This is a genomic window from Macrococcus psychrotolerans (assembly GCF_038095555.1).
Taxonomy (GTDB): Bacteria; Bacillota; Bacilli; order Staphylococcales; family Staphylococcaceae; genus Macrococcoides; species Macrococcoides psychrotolerans.
Window position 1 is genome coordinate 1,707,411 of record NZ_CP124591.1, and the last position, 20,003, is coordinate 1,727,413.

The 20,003-nt window shown below is 37.8% G+C and carries 23 protein-coding genes and 1 pseudogene; 12 read left to right on the plus strand and 12 right to left on the minus strand.

The window, feature by feature from the left end:
• From speD to QA539_RS08880, 5 genes are all read left to right on the plus strand, one after another.
• On the plus strand, window positions 1-426 hold the full coding sequence (gene speD, locus QA539_RS08860; protein ID WP_015912161.1) for an adenosylmethionine decarboxylase: 426 nt from the start codon (window positions 1-3) through the stop codon (window positions 424-426).
• A gap of 13 nt (window positions 427-439) precedes the next feature.
• Window positions 440-1,300, plus strand: a complete 861-nt coding sequence (gene speE / locus QA539_RS08865) for a polyamine aminopropyltransferase (protein WP_099483471.1) — start codon at window positions 440-442, stop codon at window positions 1,298-1,300.
• On the plus strand, window positions 1,284-2,135 hold the full coding sequence (gene speB, locus QA539_RS08870) for an agmatinase (RefSeq protein WP_419895095.1): 852 nt from the start codon (window positions 1,284-1,286) through the stop codon (window positions 2,133-2,135). The genes speE and speB overlap by 17 nt, the downstream gene beginning before the upstream one ends.
• Before the next feature lie 104 nt (window positions 2,136-2,239).
• On the plus strand, window positions 2,240-2,653 hold the full coding sequence (locus QA539_RS08875) for a YolD-like family protein (RefSeq protein WP_419895096.1): 414 nt from the start codon (window positions 2,240-2,242) through the stop codon (window positions 2,651-2,653).
• Window positions 2,654-2,831: 178 nt separating this feature from the next.
• The gene (locus tag QA539_RS08880) at window positions 2,832-3,869 is read left to right on the plus strand and encodes a hypothetical protein (protein WP_419895097.1); all 1,038 of its coding nucleotides are present in this window, start codon (window positions 2,832-2,834) and stop codon (window positions 3,867-3,869) included.
• A 10-nt stretch (window positions 3,870-3,879) separates the two neighbouring features.
• On the opposite strand, the gene QA539_RS08885 is transcribed toward QA539_RS08880, so the two are convergent.
• A complete protein-coding gene (locus tag QA539_RS08885) occupies window positions 3,880-4,401 on the minus strand; it encodes a hypothetical protein (protein WP_219493063.1) in 522 nt (173 codons plus the stop codon).
• 56 nt (window positions 4,402-4,457) lie between these two features.
• Window positions 4,458-4,628, minus strand: a complete 171-nt coding sequence (locus QA539_RS08890; RefSeq protein ID WP_099483475.1) for a hypothetical protein — start codon at window positions 4,626-4,628, stop codon at window positions 4,458-4,460.
• A gap of 136 nt (window positions 4,629-4,764) precedes the next feature.
• Between QA539_RS08890 and QA539_RS08895 the strand changes: the two genes are divergently transcribed.
• Together QA539_RS08895 and QA539_RS08900 are read left to right on the plus strand one after the other, a co-directional pair.
• Window positions 4,765-5,139, plus strand: a complete 375-nt coding sequence (locus QA539_RS08895; protein WP_219493065.1) for a hypothetical protein — start codon at window positions 4,765-4,767, stop codon at window positions 5,137-5,139.
• A 15-nt stretch (window positions 5,140-5,154) separates the two neighbouring features.
• Window positions 5,155-6,189 carry a C45 family autoproteolytic acyltransferase/hydolase gene (locus QA539_RS08900; protein ID WP_419895098.1) on the plus strand — a complete coding sequence of 345 codons (1,035 nt, stop codon included), beginning with the start codon at window positions 5,155-5,157 and terminating at the stop codon, window positions 6,187-6,189.
• A 204-nt stretch (window positions 6,190-6,393) separates the two neighbouring features.
• Here the strand turns inward: QA539_RS08900 and QA539_RS08905 are convergent, their stop codons facing one another.
• A complete protein-coding gene (locus QA539_RS08905) occupies window positions 6,394-7,152 on the minus strand; it encodes an NUDIX hydrolase (protein WP_211517740.1) in 759 nt (252 codons plus the stop codon).
• A gap of 168 nt (window positions 7,153-7,320) precedes the next feature.
• Between QA539_RS08905 and QA539_RS08910 the strand changes: the two genes are divergently transcribed.
• A complete protein-coding gene (locus QA539_RS08910; RefSeq protein WP_219493069.1) occupies window positions 7,321-8,361 on the plus strand; it encodes an NADH:flavin oxidoreductase/NADH oxidase in 1,041 nt (346 codons plus the stop codon).
• On the plus strand, window positions 8,361-9,002 hold the full coding sequence (locus tag QA539_RS08915) for an HAD family hydrolase (protein WP_419895099.1): 642 nt from the start codon (window positions 8,361-8,363) through the stop codon (window positions 9,000-9,002). The genes QA539_RS08910 and QA539_RS08915 overlap by 1 nt, the downstream gene beginning before the upstream one ends.
• Before the next feature lie 64 nt (window positions 9,003-9,066).
• On the opposite strand, the gene QA539_RS08920 is transcribed toward QA539_RS08915, so the two are convergent.
• Together QA539_RS08920 and QA539_RS08925 are read right to left on the minus strand one after the other, a co-directional pair.
• Window positions 9,067-10,296, minus strand: coding sequence for an aminopeptidase (locus QA539_RS08920; RefSeq protein ID WP_101037599.1), 1,230 nt, complete (start codon window positions 10,294-10,296; stop codon window positions 9,067-9,069).
• A 141-nt stretch (window positions 10,297-10,437) separates the two neighbouring features.
• Complete coding sequence (locus QA539_RS08925) at window positions 10,438-10,920, minus strand: hypothetical protein (RefSeq protein ID WP_101037597.1); 483 nt, start codon at window positions 10,918-10,920, stop codon at window positions 10,438-10,440.
• 140 nt (window positions 10,921-11,060) lie between these two features.
• Between QA539_RS08925 and QA539_RS08930 the strand changes: the two genes are divergently transcribed.
• Together QA539_RS08930 and QA539_RS08935 are read left to right on the plus strand one after the other, a co-directional pair.
• Window positions 11,061-11,615 (plus strand): thioredoxin family protein, encoded by a 555-nt coding sequence (locus QA539_RS08930; protein WP_419895100.1) that lies wholly within the window; start codon window positions 11,061-11,063, stop codon window positions 11,613-11,615.
• A 107-nt stretch (window positions 11,616-11,722) separates the two neighbouring features.
• On the plus strand, window positions 11,723-12,097 hold the full coding sequence (locus QA539_RS08935; RefSeq protein ID WP_101037593.1) for a hypothetical protein: 375 nt from the start codon (window positions 11,723-11,725) through the stop codon (window positions 12,095-12,097).
• 61 nt (window positions 12,098-12,158) lie between these two features.
• Here the strand turns inward: QA539_RS08935 and QA539_RS08940 are convergent.
• Together QA539_RS08940 and QA539_RS08945 are read right to left on the minus strand one after the other, a co-directional pair.
• A pseudogene (locus QA539_RS08940) lies at window positions 12,159-12,296 on the minus strand (helix-turn-helix domain-containing protein); the annotation flags it as partial.
• A 173-nt stretch (window positions 12,297-12,469) separates the two neighbouring features.
• Window positions 12,470-14,002 carry a M4 family metallopeptidase gene (locus tag QA539_RS08945; protein ID WP_219493074.1) on the minus strand — a complete coding sequence of 511 codons (1,533 nt, stop codon included), beginning with the start codon at window positions 14,000-14,002 and terminating at the stop codon, window positions 12,470-12,472.
• A gap of 359 nt (window positions 14,003-14,361) precedes the next feature.
• Between QA539_RS08945 and QA539_RS08950 the strand changes: the two genes are divergently transcribed.
• On the plus strand, window positions 14,362-15,213 hold the full coding sequence (locus tag QA539_RS08950; protein WP_419895101.1) for a helix-turn-helix domain-containing protein: 852 nt from the start codon (window positions 14,362-14,364) through the stop codon (window positions 15,211-15,213).
• 318 nt (window positions 15,214-15,531) lie between these two features.
• On the opposite strand, the gene QA539_RS08955 is transcribed toward QA539_RS08950, so the two are convergent.
• The 5 genes from QA539_RS08955 to QA539_RS08975 all read right to left on the minus strand — a co-directional run bounded on the left by QA539_RS08955 (window position 15,532) and on the right by QA539_RS08975 (window position 19,982).
• On the minus strand, window positions 15,532-16,647 hold the full coding sequence (locus tag QA539_RS08955) for an FAD-dependent monooxygenase (protein WP_419895102.1): 1,116 nt from the start codon (window positions 16,645-16,647) through the stop codon (window positions 15,532-15,534).
• Window positions 16,638-17,123, minus strand: coding sequence for a GNAT family N-acetyltransferase (locus QA539_RS08960; protein WP_419895103.1), 486 nt, complete (start codon window positions 17,121-17,123; stop codon window positions 16,638-16,640). Before QA539_RS08960 ends, QA539_RS08955 begins: the two co-directional genes overlap by 10 nt.
• Before the next feature lie 104 nt (window positions 17,124-17,227).
• Window positions 17,228-17,374, minus strand: a complete 147-nt coding sequence (locus QA539_RS08965) for a hypothetical protein (protein WP_413475162.1) — start codon at window positions 17,372-17,374, stop codon at window positions 17,228-17,230.
• Between the two features lie 204 nt (window positions 17,375-17,578).
• The gene (locus tag QA539_RS08970) at window positions 17,579-19,642 is read right to left on the minus strand and encodes a heavy metal translocating P-type ATPase (protein ID WP_419895104.1); all 2,064 of its coding nucleotides are present in this window, start codon (window positions 19,640-19,642) and stop codon (window positions 17,579-17,581) included.
• Window positions 19,632-19,982 (minus strand): ArsR/SmtB family transcription factor, encoded by a 351-nt coding sequence (locus tag QA539_RS08975; protein WP_419895603.1) that lies wholly within the window; start codon window positions 19,980-19,982, stop codon window positions 19,632-19,634. The genes QA539_RS08970 and QA539_RS08975 overlap by 11 nt, the downstream gene beginning before the upstream one ends.
• Window positions 19,983-20,003: the final 21 nt, after the last annotated feature.

Below are 20,003 nucleotides of genomic sequence, written 5' to 3' on the forward strand. Positions count from 1 at the left end.
ATGAAGTTAACAACACTTGGAAGACACGTTTTAATCGAATACTATAACTGTGACAAAGATATTTTAAAAGACCATGATAAGGTAGAAGCAATCATGAATGAAGCTGCCCGCGTAAGTGGTGCGACAATCGTTGAAAGCTGTTTCCATACATTCAATCCGTACGGTGTAAGTGGTGCTGTTATCATCTCAGAGTCACATTTAACAATTCATACATGGCCTGAATATGGCTATGCATCAGTTGATGTATTCACTTGCGGAGATACAGTTGACCCTTGGCGTGCTGAAGATTATCTCCAAAAAGCATTGAAAGCTGAACTTTCAGATTCATATGAAATCGGTCGTGGTATGGCTGATAAGATCCACAAATATTCTAATGGTGAAATCGTCGTAGAATCATTCAAACCTGTGGAAGTAGCAGCTAAATAAGGAGGAATTGTACATGTTAGACTTATGGTATACAGAGAATCACACGGATAACGTAAAATTTTCTATTAAAACAACGGAACATATCTTAACCGAAAAAACACCATTCCAGCAAATTGATTTCTTCAAGTCTGAAGAATTTGGCACGTTCTTTACTTTAGATGGTTTAATGATGGTTAACGAAAAAGATGAATTCGTGTATCACGATATGATTACGCATGTTGCTATGGCAACAAACCCTAATATTAAGAAAGTACTCGTTATCGGTGGTGGTGATGGGGGTACTGTACGTGAGTTAACACGTTATGCATCAATCGAACAAATTGATATGGTAGAAATTGATGAGCGCGTTGTACGTTTATCTCAAGAATATCTTCCGATTACAGCAGGAAAGCTCTCAGATCCACGTGTTACTTTATTATTCGAAGACGGTTTGGCATACGTGAAGAACAAAGAAGATGGTTACTATGACCTTATCTTAGTAGACTCTACTGACCCAATCGGTCCTGGTGAAGGGTTATTCTCACATGATTTCTATAACAACTGTTTCCGTGTGTTAACAGATGACGGTATATTAATCAATCAGCATGAATCTCCTTATTATCCAAGCTACGCACATGAAATGAAGCGTGCACACTCTAAGATCAAAGGATTATTCCCGATTACGCGTGTGTATCAGTTCCATATGCCGACTTATCCATCAGGACACTGGTTATTTGGATTTGCTTCTAAGAAATTCGACCCATTAAAAGATGCTGACTTAGATGCATGGAACAAACTTGGCTTAAAAACTAAATACTATAACACAGATATTCATACAGGTGCATTCGCCCTTCCAACATTCGTTAAGGAGATGCTCGATGATGCAACCGAATAAACATGTGTATATGAGCTGCGAATCTTCATTTGAAGAAGCCACGACAGTGATATACGGTGCGCCATTTGACGGTACGGTTTCAAATCGTCCTGGTACACGCTTTGCAGCTGATGCTATTCGTTCTGAATCATATGGCCTTGAAACGTATAGCCCATTCTTAAACAAAGACTTAGAAAACGTCCGCATTATGGATTCAGGCGACGTCGATATTACAATCGGTAATAAGGTGAAAGTACTAGAAGAACTTGAAGAGACTGCGCGTACAATCTTAAATGCAGGCAAACTGCCGTTTATGATCGGTGGCGAACATTTAGTGACGCTCGGCCCTATGCGTGCCGTCCTAGAAAAGTATCCGGATGCGATGCTTGTGCAGCTTGATGCACATACAGACTTACGTGATGACTATATGGGAGAACCATTGTCTCACGCAACAGTCGTACGCCGCATACATGACCTTATTGGTGATAACAGAATCTATCAATACGGTATTCGTTCAGGTACGAAAGAAGAGTTTGACTGGAGCGATACACATACAATTCTTGAGAAGTTTTCAATTGATACATTAAAGAATTTACCCGGTATTATCGGTAATACGCCCGTATATCTCACAATTGACCTGGATTGCCTAGATCCATCTATCTTCCCTGGTACAGGAACACCTGAACCCGGCGGATTAACTTATAGAGAACTTGAACCCGCATTTAGAGTATTCGAACAACTGAACGTTGTTGCAGCAGATATTGTAGAATTGTCACCACCATACGACCATAGTGGCGTTTCTAATGCAGTTGCAGCGAAAGTTGCACGTGAACTGATGCTTGCGATTACGAAGTAAAATATTTTATAATCTGAAGGTTTCACAACTTCAGATTATTTTTTTGTTGAAAAACAGAACGTATGTTCGTATAATGAAAGAAAAGCTTGAAAGTAGGGATAAAAATGATTCATCCAATCTATGGTGAAACAGATTACCGTAAAATCGATCCTGCACAATTGAACAGAAATATTCCAAGAGGACGTGGCATGATTAAGTGGGCACCCTTTGCGACGATGCCCGAACAATTTCTAGATGTTAAGCGCCAGATTGATGCACAAACGAAGATTGAACGTCCAGAACTATCAGAAGACCGCTTACAGGAAATTAATGAGATACTACATAGCGCACTCAGTAAGCAGCAGCCAGTTTACATTGATTATTACATCGACGGCACAATTCAGCATACAATGATGTATATCGAGAAGGTTGATCAGTGGGCTGCCATTATTATCGGCACGACGGTAAACGAAGGGCACACGTATTTTGTGTCATTTTTAGATATTGTAAATCTTGAGATTATTACAGAAATCATTTAACAATTAATATCCAGAATTTGCATAATAATATTGATAAAATAACGGATTTATTACAATTTATTAAAGTTCAAACAAGCATTGTGAACTGAAGCTAAATGAATGATAAGATTCGGTAATTCATCACAGCAAACGCGTAGCACATGGCATAATATAAGCAAATCAACTAAAGGAGTCTATAATGCGAACAATTATAATACTATTATTGTTGCTGATCATTCCATTGCCACTATATGCTAACGAGTTACCCCCTACAATCTTGTACTTTGAAAATGAACATGCCCAGCCGCTGAAATATCACTTTACAGTAAATGATGACCTCTACTACGAAACAGACGACGATGGTTACTATATTTTCAATAATACTGTCAATGAAATTGAAGTGGATGGGCAGATTATCCCTATTAAAGTAGGTCATAAGCATATCATTCATGTAGATGAACCGGTAGATGGCATCCTTGAAGAAGTCCCTCGTCCACATGATGATGAGACCGAACAACCGTCAAATAACGACACAACCGTTAGAGTATTCACACCTGCATTTACTCCATCTGAAGCTGTCCATGTATATCTTAACGAAGGACATAAACGTATCGCGACAAGTGAAGCAAAAGACGGGACCGCTCATTTCGATAACTTAAAGCGTGACACGGTATATACGGCGACTACTGACGAAGCAGTAGAACCCATTCGTATCAAGCAAGGAGAAACACGTCGTATTACAGTGCAGACAGACGACCCGCCTCCGAAAGTAAGAGCAGCACGTGTAATGCCACAAAACGCACCTGAGAAACAGAAGCTCAATATTAAGCTGAACGACGAGGCAGATGAGGAACAATCAAACAAAGAGCAGCAGGTGCAAAAGAAATATACGTATACGAAACGCTCAGTCACCTCACAAGAAAACAACAATAAAGCGTATAAGGGCGTAATGCCACAGATTCCGGTGTCACCTGTAAAAGATGACGAAAGTTCTTCCTATAATGTTGCAGAACAATATGAATCACCTATTCAAAAAGAAAGCGGTACGAAAGAAATAACGACTCAAGAAACAACCTCTATGCACCCTGAAGACCATATTGACTCCGAATATAAAGTAACACAGACCGTGGATAAAACACTGCCCGATACAGGAGATGCATATACTAATCCACTATTATTATCTGTATTATTTACCGCGTATGGCGGCTGTATTCTTTATATCAGCCGATTAATTTGAATCACAGCGTCTATACGGCACGACTATGACCATTTACCTGCAACATGCCACTTTCTACAACAAAGTCATGACCAAAAGGTGTTATGCCACGCATCCCTTCAAATATAAACATACCACCACTACTAATCATGCTTTGGGAAGCAAGTGTCGACATGACGTATGTGCGGTGCGCCTTTATATCCGTCAGACGATGTAATCTGCGCATCACCTGTTCAAAGCCTTCTGTTGCACCTAGCGCTACAAAGGCATCAGGGTTATGTCTATTTATCCTTCTTATGTATTTATTAAATGACTTAGCGCGTTCATTCCAGTCCACAACAGCGAGTACTTGTCCTCCATCACCAAATGGTCCGCCGTATGCTTCCCATAATGTTTTAAACTGATATGCTGTACGGATATGAGAGTCATGCCTGCTACACCCGATTACAATATCGCGGATAGCAGGTTTATTCTGTTTCATCAAAGCAATCAATGTAAGCATCTCGGATTCTAATCTCGGATTAATGTCTAAAACATGCTGAACTGTATTCAAATAAGCACCTCGTCTATTAATTTATTCAAAAAGAAAAGAACTCAAAAAATTGAGTTCTACGCGTGTTCTGATTCAATTTGTGAAACGATTTCTTTCGTACGACGTTCGATATCTTCAAAATCTTTCTTAAAGCTGATGAAAAATAATGCAGCGCCTGCTGTCAAAATAACGCTTAATACTAAGGCAAAGATAAATACTGCTTTAAATAATCCTTTGATCAATTCCATCCATATCCACTCCTAAGTTTACTTTTGTCCTTAGTTTATCATAAATAATTTCATCATAAAAATATTTGACATTAACTATTTCAAATTAAAACGATTATATATATAATAAAACAAATACATTTAAAGGATGAACAGGATGGCTCATGTACATTTACTTGCTGCCTGGCAGCATAACGACATCGATAAAATAAAACAGCTTATATCTAAACGTGTGCACGTTTTCTTAACTAAAGAAAATGGTGTAACAATTGAAATGAATTATGAGACACTGATCGCCTTAATGCAACAAGCAATTGAAGTCGCTAAAAAAAACGACTGGGACTGGCAGTTTGACGTAATGCATAAAACGGAACGTGGATCTGAGAATATTGTTGTGATAAAAATTTCTATGAGTAGCGGTAACTTCGAATCATCAGAAAAAGCCAGGTTATGTATATTAACATTTGATGATGATGGTGATGCAAGAAGGCTTATTCATGCATATATTGAAGATAATGTAACAAACAATTAGGAAAGCTGGGAAATCATGCAACAAGTTAAAAGTATGATCACGGAGTTTAGAGGTAACCATTATAACTTCGGGCGGCATCAGGCTGAATGGCTGAAGACGACACTCATGATGGAAAACAGAGCGAGAGAGTGGCGTCTTCGTCGTCCCCGATTTGATATTAATATCGAGGAATCAATGGATGCATTCATGAAGTATGCACCCGGTATATGGGAGGAACTCATCGGATTACAGGATGGACTTCACATGGATATGACACAGGTGCTGCTTAATTTCGGCCACTATAGAGTGTATGCGAAGCCAAGTGGATGCAGCGTGTTTACAACAGAAGATTATATGGTAAGGAACTATGATTATCATCCTGCAACATATGATGGTAGATTTACGTTCTATCAGCCGAGTGATATCGGCTATGCAACGATGGCACCTGTTTCACGTATTACAGGTCGTATGGATGGAATGAATGAGCATGGTCTTGTAATGGGCTATAACTTTATGCATCGTAAGGCACCTGGAGATGGCTTCGTCTGCTATATGATCGGACGTATGATTTTAGAATATTGTAAAGACATTGAAGAAGCAGTCGCCTTCTTGAAAGAAATTCCACATCGTTCCAGCTTCAGCTACATATTGCTGGATAAATCAGGTATCACTAAGATTGTCGAAGCAACACCGAGAGAAAAAACGGTGCGTAATCATCATTACTGCACAAATCATTTCGAAGTACTCACCCACGAGAATAGACGAGTGCTTGATGATTCACATATGCGTATGAAGCACTTGAAGCAGCTCACTTCTCACATTGATGCGCACACTGCCTTTCGCTTAATGAATGATCCCAGCCAAGGTGTCTTCAGCAACCTCTATTCTAGCTGGAGCGGTACGATTCATACGAGCTGTTATCACCCGAAAGATATGGCATGCGACATCACGCTTGGCAGTAACGGAACCCCCGTGACCCTTAACTTGCAGGATTGGCTAGATGGCAAACCGTTACCTCACTACGAGATAACTGGACAAATCGATACGCATTTAACATTCGCAAGTGAATAATAGGTCGTGACACGAGCGCTCAGACACGAATAAAATCATGAAAAGACACTAGGAAACGGGGTTTGTTTCCGGGTGTCTTTTTGATTTTTAGAAGTGTCTACTCGTGGAACGCCGTCAATAGGTCGTGACACGAGCGCTTAGACACGAATAAAATCATGAAAAGACACTAGGAAACGGGGTTTGTTTCCGGGTGTCTTTTTGATTTTATTGAAAGGCTGTAAGCACCTTAAATGGTCTATTCTCAAATAGATCAAATTGCTGCTGGCGTAAGTCCATCGCCTTCAGCAGACGCTGCTTCTGAAATGGAAGTGTGACATACTGATCGATATTGGCTGCTGTCACAGGATAAAACGCGACGTCTACCGTCTCTTCTGGTGCGTCTTTTAGTACGCCTCCTGTCACTCGCCCTTGAAATGTAAAATTGATTACACCTGTTGTTTTGTTATGTGATGTGTAAAGCAACGCTGTAATCTCTACATCGAGTCCCGTTTCTTCTTTGACTTCCCGTATTGCACCTTGGATTACATCTTCACCCTTATCCAGACGTCCCCCTGGTAATTCTAATGTATCACTACGATGTAAGCTTCTTACAAGGAGTACTTCATTCTTATCATTTGTTACATAAACATTGGTTGATACGAGATGTAAATCTTGTTTGTAATCTCCTGTAGGATGGATGATCATTTCCTTCTTAGAGATGATCCACTTATCGTTTGCAAGCTTTTCTGGAAGACTGTTTTTGTAGTGCACTGTTTTCTTGCGCATTTCAAAGAATTCACGGTAGTGCTGCTCATCAATATAACCCCATATTTCGGTGATTACAGTATAATCATCATTCACCCATCTACCGATCAGTTTGACACCGAGTTCTAGATAATTGTTAAGTACGTGGTTATGAAAATAAGCATTCGTAGATTCATAACCATCAGGAATAATTCTAATTTCAGTCTTTACTTCAAACATCGCTACACTTCCTAACCTGCTTCTTCGTTTACCATTATCATACATTAATCCATATAAAATTTCATTTCACAAGTGAAATTTTTACGGCATCAAATATATATTTAACAGTTCAAATATTCGAATTCTATATTTATTCAGTATAAAATACACATATAAGGAGTGATTCAAATGAACACAAAATTAAATACAAATATAAAAATAAAAGATCTGACACTTAAAAATCGTATCGTTATGCCTCCGATGTGCCAATATTCTGTTGAAAAGAAAGATGGCACACCGACAGATTGGCACCATATACATTATGCTTCTCGTGCTGTTGGAGGCACAGGACTGATTATTGTGGAAATGACAAATGTTGAACCCGACGGCAGAATTACCGATCACTGTCTTGGATTATGGGATGATGCTCAAATTCCAGCTTATCAACGTATCGTCCAGGGAATTCATGATAATGGTGCTAAAGCCGCAATTCAAATCGCACATGCAGGACGTAAAGCGACACATATAGAGACACCTGTCTCAAGCTCAGAAACACCGCTCGATGAACCGACAAAGTTCGGTCCAATACGTTACCCTCGCGCGCTTTCAACGGAAGAAGTAAAGGTTATGGTGGATAAGTATAAAGAAAGTGCGAGACGTGCGGTTGAAGCGGGATTTGATGCGATTGAGGTTCACGGTGCACACGGATATCTCATTCACCAGTTTCACTCACCTTCAATTAACAAGCGAACGGATGAATACGGTAAAGACTTATCTCTATTCGGATGCGAAGTAATACAAGCGGTTAAGTCTGTTATGCCTGAAGGAATGCCGCTCATCTTCAGAATTTCTGCTCGTGAATATATGGATGGCGGTTATGACTTAGAACATGCACTGCACATTTCTGAAGCTTATCAAGCAGCAGGTGTCGATGTTTTCCATATTTCAACAGGTGGAGAGGCACCCGCTGGCAAAGAAAAGCCAGGCAACTATCCAGGATATCAAGTGCCATTCGCACGTGCATTTAAAGAAAGATTCAACATACCTGTCATCGCAGTAGGCATGCTGGATAATGCAGAAACTGCTGAAATGGTGCTGAACAATGATGATATCGATATGGTTGCCATCGGACGTGGCATGCTAAATGATCCTTATTGGGCAATTCATGCGGTGAAATCTTTAAGAGATGATGTTGAAATTCCAAAACAATACGAACGAGGGATTCATTAATGTACGATTACGTACTCTTTGATCTGGATGGTACATTAACCGATCCTTATATCGGAATTACGAACAGCATCATCTATTCTTTACAACAGATGAATATTGAAGCGCCAGATAACAGTGCGCTTATCCCATTCATCGGACCACCTCTATATGAAAGCTATAGAACGGTCTATAACCTGCAAGATGAAGATAACGCTACTGCAATTAAGCATTATAGAACTTATTTCAGCGATAAAGGCATGTACGAAAATGAAGTATATGCAGGAATTGAAATTGTGCTGCAGGCACTTAAAGCACAAGGGAAGCAACTCTTCATCGCGACAAGTAAACCGACTGATTTCGCAATTCCGATATTACAGCACTTCAAACTTGATGGTTACTTTAATGAAATTGTCGGCAGCAATATGGATGGCACACGCACGAATAAAGCAGAAGTGATTGCGACAGTTATGAATACCCATCAGTTAAATCCAGATAAGACGGTGATGATTGGTGACCGTATGTATGATATCAATGGTGCTCATCAAAATAATATCGATAGTATCGGTGTCCTCTATGGTTATGGGAGTGCAGAAGAAATAAAGGCGGCAAAGCCAACACACACAATTGCAACGGTGGATTACTTGCTGGATGTGCTTCTCTAAACTAAATAATGTTATTCCAAAAAGAACCCGAACACTGCATAATGCAATGTTCGGGTTCTTCGTATTAGATAACCCAGTTCCCATCTTTAAAGACAGGAATTGTTGATCCATCTTCATAGACACCATCGATATTCAGATCACTGCTGCCCATCATAAAGTCTACATGTACGAGTGAGTGATTCAATCCTTTATCAAATAACTCATCTTTTGATAAATCTTTTCCGCCTTCTATCGCATTCGGAAATGATCGTCCTAATGCAACATGGCACGATGCATTTTCATCATATAACGTATTATAATACAGAATTCCAGAATTTGAGATTGGAGAATCATCTGGCACAAGCGCAATTTCTCCTAATCGTCTGGCACCTTCATCGTTATTCAATAAGTTCTTCAGCACTTCATAACCTTGTCCAGCTTCGAAGTCTGTCACGACACCGTCTTTAAACGTTAATTTAAAATCATCAATAATTGCACCTTGATATGCAAGAGGTCTAGTATTTCCGATAACCCCGTTAACACGGCGATAATCCGGCGATGTAAATACTTCTTCTGTCGGCATATTCACTTGAATTTCAACACCATCTGCATTTTTCGTGCTCGCACCTAACCATCGATGTCCTTTCGTCAAACCAATTTCAACATCCGTACGTTCAGAATAATAATGAAGCTTATCGAAGTTCAGTTCATTTAACCTTTCTGCACGTGCATTCAAATTATCATTATGTTCTTTCCATGCCTGAACAGGGTCTTCTTTGTCCACACGTACCGCTTTAATCATCGCATCAAGCAGCTTAAGTTTTGCTGCCTCTCCTTTTTCTTTTGGAAATACAAGTTCTCCCCACTTGTCATTCGGGAATGCCACGATACACCATGAGAAATCATAACGCCCTACTGCACGTGCGAAGTCTTTGTTCATCTCACCACTCGCTTTAGCAAGTGCTGCAATCTTATCAGGTGCTGCATCTTTCAATAACTCAGGGGTCTGTGAATAAATACGTAGATGTGCGACCTTCTGCTCGATAAAGTCGTTTACTTCGTCTATCTTATACTGCTTCACCGTTTCGAATACTTCTACAGGTGCATATTCAAAGTCTAGCTGACGTGATGGTCCATCTGTCAGCTTTTGAATAACATTATGCGCCCCACGTTCATATGCCGCTTTCGTTACTGCTCTGACAAAGTCGATCGCATCGATATCTGAATTGATGACCAATGTCTGCCCTGGTTGTACATTCAGACCTACTGTCACAACGGTCTGTGCATATTTCTCTACTGTTTCAATATAATTCATAACCTGTCTCCTCCATTCTATTATTTCCATTATATCGGTTTCCGAATGAAAGATAAACAAAAAAGAAAAGTATCGATCATTAACAAAAATACCGGAACAACTATGAGTTTTTTCACCAACAGCTGTTCCGGTATACTTATATTAAGCATCAAATAATTCGATACGTTTCACCTTATTATCTTTAAAGATAAACTTCATACCTATGTGATTTTCTTTATCCATATAATGATACTGTGTCTGACGGTTATTCAGTATTGATTTCTTATATGTCGTACCGTAAGCCTCAATCACTTGTGCTTTCGAGTCACCGATGCCAATATTACGTTCCGTGTACAATTTATCATTGCGATATAAGATAAGCGCACTTATCTGCTGCTTCTTATTCGATACGCTAATAATCAGACCAGGCAATGCATCTGATCGATAAAATGACTTACCTTCCACTTTCGCATTATCATCTTCTTTAAAACTTTCTAGTAGTACATTACGATGCTGATGTAACATATAGTTTCCGATGCGTTCCTGACTTAGATCATTATCTGGAGTCGTGCAATAATTATAAACGAGCATGCCGGAAACGAAGATAATAAACAGTCCAATAATTGTAAATATATATTTCTTCATGAGCGCCCACTTTCCTCATTTATTTTCTTTATAATAACATAAAATATTAGTTTATTCTTTCGACTTCTAGAGCGTTAGTTTTGTCTGACAATTCTTATATTGTTATAATACAATTATAATAACTAAAGGGGATGAACGTCATGACAACACTTAAAACGCATTACGATAATAGTTTAACACTTGAACAATACTTAGCGCATATGCAGGTCAATAAAGATGAAATGCTTGAGATATATAATGCTTTTCAAGTACCAGATGATGCACGTCTACAAGAAATTAAAGATAAAGATTTAAAGGCAATCGTCATTACAGAAGACTGGTGCGGGGATGCAATGGTCAATATTCCAGTACTCATGCGCATCGCTGAAGCAGCAAGTATTGATCTGCGTTTCTCATTACGAGATGATAATCTTGAGCTCATGGATCAATACTTAACAAATGGCACTGCACGTTCGATTCCAATCTTCGTATTCCTTGACGCTACAGACCATCAATATGCTGTGTGGGGTCCACGAGCACAAGTTGTCCAGGACTATGTCACAGAAGTACGCCAGGACCTACCTAGTAAAGATGCACCAGACTTTGAAGAGAAACAAACAGCAGTGCACCACACAATCCACGAAAAATATAAAAACACACCAGAATTCTGGGAGGAAATCTACAACTCTATCGTAGAACGCCTCATTCATCTATAATCACGACAACAGTTTGAGAAAATAATACTCAAACTGTTTTTTTGTGTAATAAATATTGAATTCGAGGGTATATAGGAATATAGATATATATTAAAAGAGGTGAAGCTATGAATAATTTATATGATGAAGTAAAGAACTCACGAAACGAACTATTAGAACAAGTTAAACAGCTTAGTACATCTGAACTTAACTATAACTTCGGCAGCAAATTCAAGAGCATTAAATATAACTTACTGCAAATCGCATATGCATATCACGAAGGACTGGATCAATATAAGGACCAGATTGGTGATTATGACTTATTTAAAGAGAACGGACCCAAACTGAACATTATCGATATCGAGAACTATTTCGATAATATTGATTATGCAATCGAACAAAACCCAGTGCCTCCAGAAACAGTGATGCCTTATATCTTTAACGACTATGAGTATCGCGGTAAGATTAAGTTTCTGATGACATTCTTTGAAGTGTTGAAATAATGAAAATAATAATCCCCCAAATAAAATTTGGGGGATTATTAAATTTTGTACGTAAAGTGATTTTTGTATAATTTTCAATACTATGAATCGTCTGTCTTGATCGTTTCAATCTCTTTGCGATTTCTTTTACCGAAAGATTTTGATGATAATATGATTCTATGAACGTGAGTTCATCCGTGTTAAGATGTTTATAGGTCATTCTGTACTAACTCCTTATGTTTTCTTTGGTCGGAAATACACAATGAGTTTAGCACAGAGGACTTTTTTAGTTATCTAGCTTAGTTTACAATCAACGTTTAGAAAAATTAAACTAAAAAAAACACTTTATTTAAAAAAATGAAGTGTTTTTCTACTCGATAAAATACTGTTATCCTACTGTACTCCAGCTTTACTCCACTCATTCCAAACGATATCAGCATCATTCTGACCATAAAGATCATATGCAGACTGTGCAAGTGCATTTTTAGCATCAGAGAAATTAGAATTAGATGTTAGGTATTGTGTGAGTGCACGATAATATATTTGTTCAGATTTTTGATTCCCTAGTTGTCGGATGGTGTTATATGCAATTTTATTTGGAATTCCTGAATTGATATGGACACCACCATTATCTGACTGCGTATTGACATATTGACTCATATTTTCAGGTTGTCCAAAGGCACCTGGATTTGACAGACTTCTCAATGCATCTCCTGATTGTCCTGGAGTATATACGTCTTCTCCCATCAACCAGTCGTTAGGATCTACAAAATAACCAAAGATATCAGAGAAACTTTCATTCAATGCACCTGACTGACCATAATATTCAAGGTTCGCAGTTTGTTGAGTAACACCATGCGTAATCTCATGTGCAACAACATCGTTTGCTCCTGATAAGGCTGTGAAAGTTCTACCATCCCCATCACCGTAAATCATCTTATCGCCAATCCAAGCGGCATTATTTGTATTATCTCGGCCACCATAATTATTCACATGGACAATAGAATTAATTGGACTACCATTATTATCATAAGATTCACGATTAAATCTATTTTTGTAGAATTTATAGGTCTGAGCAGCATAATAGTTAGCATCTACTCCCGCACGCTGATTATTGCTATCGAAAACCTTGTCATAGTCTGTAATAAGATTGGCACTACCATTATACTGATTCAGACTATAAGCAGATATTTGTCCTTTATTTGTCACATCCTGTAAAGCATAACCTTTACTGATACTATTGATATTGATACTTTTAGTATCTCCTAGTACGCCACGACCAGTTCCTACAGCAGCAGCTTCTTGAATTAGATTCAGCTTCTCTAATACTTGTCCGTTATCTGCATCGATTTTCACTTTCCAATGTCCAACTTTAGGAGATACAGTAGTAATTTCTATATCATATACTAGTTTATTTTTATCTCCATCAATAACAACATTGGAGCTTTTAATGACTTTATCTCCGAGGTTATCTGCTTTATCTTCATTGATAGAAAGTGATTTAAATGCTTCAGAGATAGCAGTCTTACTGTCGATATTAACATTATTTGTAGGTGCAATAGTCTTAGCGTCTATAGCACCATTGACAAGTACAACCTCACCTTTGTCATTTGTATGTACTTTAATTTCTTGGTCTGTAGCAAATCTTCCTTTTGATTTGGGATGTAAAGTGTAATGTACATAACCTAAATTATCTTTTTCTACATTTGTTACTTCATATTGTTTATAATTCTTCTTCAAATTTTTATAACCCGGAAGATCTTTGAGAATTGTTTTTACTTCTTTCTTTGATTGAATATTTCCATTTACGTCAAGTTGCTTAAAACTTTGATTCTTAGCTTGAGCCTCATGTGTATCAGCGATGCCTAGAGCAGATGAAATTATTGCTGTTGAAAGAACAATAGTACCTAGTTTACTCTTTTTCATTAAAAACACCTCTTCTTTAAATTATAAAATTTATTACTAACTTTATTATATATTCAAACTTGAATATTTCAATATATTTTTTGAATATAAAAAATAATCTATTAATTCTATAATAGAACTAATAGATTATTAGAGAGTTTTTCCAAAGGGTTCCTACCAAAGATGCCACTCAGGAAGGTTATCAAAGTTTAAAATTATTACGCTGCTTGCAAATATAAGTAAAGAACTTGTATTTTTAAAGACTTTTTTCATTTTTATTCTCCTTTCTAATATTTTAAAGTAAAATTCTAAGTAATATTGTATATATTCATATAATATATAATATAATGTATATCTATATAATAAGAAAGGGTTAATTTATGAAAATAGGAAAAAGAATTAAAAATCGCCGTCAACAACTTAATATGACTCAACATGAGCTATCAGATGGGATATGCACTCAAAGTCAAATCAGCAAGATAGAGAAAGACGAGATTATACCTTTAGCAAGTCTTCTAGTGAAGATTGCTGAGAAATTGGAAGTTTCTTTAGATGATCTAGTCTATGAAAATAGAATAAAAAGAATAGAAAATGAATTTTTAATAGATAAGGAACGTATAGACTATTTATTGAAAATTAGAGAATATGGTAAAATACAAAATCTTATTAGCGTGATAGATAAAGAAAAATTAAGCTTTAATGACTCTATATATATTATGTATATATCATTAGTAACAGAAAACTATACACGAAATAGTAATTCATTAGAAAAATTAAATATTTTTTACTCTGAACACAGTGACACTATGGAGGATAATCTTAAGATAAGAACTCTAAATAGCTTGGGTATTATGTCAATGGAAAATAATCAACCAGAGAAAGCTAAAGAGTATTTCTTGAAAGGTTATAGAATTGCGATAACAAGTAATGTATATGAGGATTTGTTATTCAAGGTTGCATATAATTACCTAAGGCTTCTCTTTCAGCTTGAAGAATACAAAGAGATGTATGATATTTCATGCACAGCTATAGAATTTGTCTTCGTGAATAATAATACCTATTGTTATCCTCAACTAGTTTTCTATAAATATTTTGCTTTAATGAAACTTAATTTGTTATCACTCGTAGATATGAAAGAGATAGAGACGGCCTTATTTTTCAGCATAAAAAAAGGTGAAAATAAAACTACAGAAAATCTTGAAAAAATTATATGTAATTTGAAAAGATTATAATTTGCACCTTCAATATAATTGAAATGAAAATAATAAACGCTACCAACCATGTCATGGAATTCAATACTATTTGCTCAGTCAAAATAGATAGAGGATATACTGTCCTTACATCAGATATATTTTCAAACATATAATATTTCAAAATATCTTCTAAATTATTAACTGTTATCATTTTTTAGATTTCAATCGGTAATCGTTTAATTAGCCTTATTTATTATACAAATAACGTGTGATTACAAACAAAACACTCCAGAGTTAAGATTTTCAAATCTAACTTCTGGAGTGTTGCTCACATCTTTGTAACACGACGTTCTTATTTCAATTTAATGGTCTTCTATTCAGAAATTCTGTCTGCTTATTCAAAACATATTCAGGAATATTTTTTACGACTTTATTACGTAATTGAATAAACAGCTGCGATTCACTTTGAGCAGCTTTCCCTATCTTACGGGACTTCAGTATGACTTTCTTCGTATGCGGAACACTTAATCGGTCATAATTTGCAAGTGCTTCTTTCAATGGGTATTGTTCTAACTGGTTGACGAGACATACTGCATCTTCAATGGCCTGCGATGCACCTTGTCCCATATTAGGTGTCGCTGCATGTGCTGCATCCCCTAGTAATACGACACGTCCTTTTACGAATGTCTTAAGCGGTTCAATATCATATATATCATGATGTAATGGATCTCCGACTGTGTTGTCTAAAACATTAGTCACTGCATGAGGAAATTCTTTAAAGTATCGCTTTAACTTCTTCAGATTATAGTTTCTGAACTCTGTATCCCGTTCAAGGGCATTAATGCATAAAAACCAGTAGACTTCATTATCTCCCAGAGGAACAATCCCGAATCTGCCACGCGCATCCCAGTATTCTAACGCTGTCTTGTCGTTCAGCCCTGGATTCACGCTCGTTCCTCTAAAGCATGTATATCCTTGATACTTCGCCTCACTACCTGGAAACATCTGTCTGCGCACTTGAGAGTGCAGCCCGTCCGCTGCAATAATGAGATCATACTGGTTGCTAGTACCATCATTCATTTTAATTGTTCCTGCATCAAAGTCTGTAATCTTGACGACCTCTTTAATCAATCTTACATTCCCTTTATAATGATAACGTAGTATATTATGCAGTGAACTGCGCTGTATCGTAATATTATCTTCTCCATCTTTATTAAAGATCACACGATTTAAATATGTATCGTTCGCATCTCTTAGCTGAGCTTCAATCAAAATATTGCCATCTCTTTTTATATCTTCAGCAATATCATAACGTTCAAGTGCACGTATCGCGTTTTCACCGATACCAAGACCTACACCTTCTTGTTTTAATACGTGTCTCTTTTCTAGTACTTCTACGCTATGTCCAAGACGTTCTAGTAATATCGCTGCGGTTAAACCACCGATACCCGCACCAATGATTCCTATACGCATGTCATCACTCCATTAAATTCATATTCATAATAATAATAGCTATCATCTATACTCGTACATATAAAGTCTAACGTCTCAAGTAAACGCTGAGATGCTGTATTATCGATTAGTGCCGATGCTTTAATCGTCAGTTTGTCATGATGTTGTGTTAAATGCGCTATAAGACAGCTTATCGCTTCATAAGCATAGCCGTTACGTCTATAGTTACAGCGTATGTGGTAGCCGATTTCTATCTCATGATGCCAGCTCGGTGGTCCACTGAGGGAGATTTCACCAATGAAAGTATCCTCCAGCTTCAATAACCACGTCCCATAACCGATACGTCCTGGCATCATATGCTGTTTGTAAACTTCTTGAATATATTTGCTGTCGTACTTATATTTCGACAGCACCTCTTCTAAATTTTGTGCACATAAAGCATCAATTATCAACCGCTCAGTCTGTAATTGATAACTGATTGTCATAGCACTGTTCATACGCTCACCTGATTCTCATAATATAATTTCATTATACATCATCCATTATATAAATGCTTTTTTGAGCAAAGAGACACGTCGCCAGAAATGGAATCTGACGACGTTTAAGTTACTGCACTTACTTTAACATGTGCAATCGTGTGAATCAGTAAGAATAAAAAGGCAGTGAAGTATGGAATTAAATAGAGTAATTTAAAGAAAATATACTTCCACAGTAAATCTTCAGTTAATAAGTTGATCAATAACTCCATCACTTCACCCCTTCTTTATATTAGTATAGATAGAATATCATCATTTGGTTGAAAGGTGATAGTTATGTTATCGGCGAGTGGCCGATAACGGGACATTCGACCTCATTTTTGTACGCGAGTGGCCGATAATGGGACATTCGAGTTCTCCTCAAACACTCACTCAATATAAAGAAACGTGCGATCACCTAAGATCGCACGTTCTTCTTATTTTCTTTTTAACAATCTCAAACTATTCAGTGTCACTAATATCGTTGCACCCATATCCGCGAATATTGCGATCCATAATGTGAGCCATCCTGGAATCACGAGTAGTATCGCAAGTAGCTTTAAGCCAAGTGCGAACGTGATATTCTGCTTAATAATCTTCAATGTACGTTTGCTCAGTTGAATCACACGGGGTAAATCGTCAAGATTATCTTTCATAAATGCAATGTCCGCTGTTTCTAATGCGGTATCTGTTGCGGCCCCGCCCATCGAGAAACCGACGTCAGCTTGAGCGAGTGCGGGCGCATCGTTAACACCATCTCCAACCATCGCAACACGTCCATGTTGCTGATAATCTTTAATGATATCCAGTTTATCTTCAGGCAATAATCCCGCATGTACTTGTGTTAATCCGATTTCTTTGCCAATTGTTTCAGCAACTGACTTATGATCCCCTGTTAACATGACAGTATCAATGTTCATTTGTTCAAGGGTACGAATGACTGATTCTGCTTCTTCTCTCAGTGTATCTTTAATAAAGAACACACTGTAAATTCGATTGACTGTTCCAAAGAGCACCATCGTTGCACCTGTTTCATGCATGTTTTCTATTTCTTTTTGTGCATCATCAGATAAATCAAAGAAAGAACGTTGCCCAATTCGGTATTCAACACCATCGAATACGCCTTTTACACCTTTAGCAGTAACCACTTCATAATCGGTTACAGGAACGAGCGTGCGCATTTCAAGCGAGTCAACGACGGCACGGCTGAGTGGGTGTCCAGCCTCTTTTTCAAGTGTATAGATAATGTCATTCTTCTGATCTGCTTCAAAATCTCTTCTTGATACAACAGCAGGTGTTCCTTTCGTCAAAGTTCCTGTCTTATCGAAAGCAACGGTGCTAATATGTCCAGCGTTCTCGAGATGCACGCCACCTTTAATGAGCATTCCTTCTTTCGCTGCGCGTCCAATCGCTGTTACGATTGCTACTGGCGTGGATATTACAAGTGCACAAGGACATCCAACAACAAGCACTGACAACCCTTGATATAAGTAGTGATTAAAATCGCCTCCAAAGAGCGGTGGTACCACAATAACCATTAATGCAATCAGCATAATAATCGGAGTGTAATATTTCGCAAATCTATCGACGAACTTCTGGGTCGGCGCTTTCTCGCTCTGCGCTTCTTCTACAAGATGAATCATCTGTGCAAGTTTCGTCTCATCACTTCGTTTAGTTACGCGGACTGTCAACTGACCGGATTCATTCAGCGTACCTGAATACACAGTGTCTCCCTCCTGCTTATGTACAGGAATACTTTCTCCAGTGATGCTCGCCTGATTAATATTACTTTGTCCATCGGTTACAACACCGTCTACTGGTATCTTCTTACCAGGCAGTACTTTGACGATATCACCAGGCATAATGCTGTCTACATCCACTTCAATAAACTTACCTTCACGTGCTATAAGCGCAACGTCTGGCGAGATATCAATAAGCGAAGCGATACCTGCACGGGATTTCTCCATCGCGTACCCTTCTAACGCTTCACTTATCGCAAAGAGTACAACAACCATCGCACCTTCTTGTAATTCACCAATTAGCGCTGCACCAATGATAGCAACCGTCATCAGTACATTCATATCAAAGTTCAATTTAAATAGACCTTTTACTCCTTCAATAAATAGATGGTAACCCCCAACCAATATTGCAATGATGAACACAACACGCGTTACTGTATGATCCTCACCAAAGTTCAGACTACATAGCATCCCAATCAAAAATATAATTGCCGATAATATAAACGGTATATTCTCTCTCTTCTTATAGAAAGGAACTTTGTTAACACGTTTAATATGGGCCGGTCTCACTTTGATGTTATCGAATTTACCTGCCGCTTCTAACGCCTCAATGGATGCATCTCCAGTAACTTCAAGCTTGGCCGCACCAAAGTTTAAAGTGACATCCTCTACACCTGGAATTGCCTTCACGTTATCCTGAAATTTCGCTGCACAATTTGTACATGACAAACCTTCTAAGCGATACACTTCTTTATTCTTCATCGTCCTCATCTCCATGTGCTAACGCTGTTCTTATCAACGTCTTAATATGATCATCTTTCAGTTCATAAAATGCATTCTTACCCTTTTTTTCGACGCTTACAATATGTGATTTAAGCAAATATCTGAGATGATGACTCGTCGTAGCGACAGTCGCGCCGATAATATTTGCCAGATCACACACGCATAACTTCTCTTCAAGCAGCAAACTATAGCAGATTGACAAACGATTCTTATCAGCTAATGCCTTATAAATCGAAAGCATTGGCACTAAGTCAACAACCTCCATATTCGCTTTTACACGTGATACTTTATGTTCATCAAATAAGTAAACATCACACATATCATTACTCACACATCCACC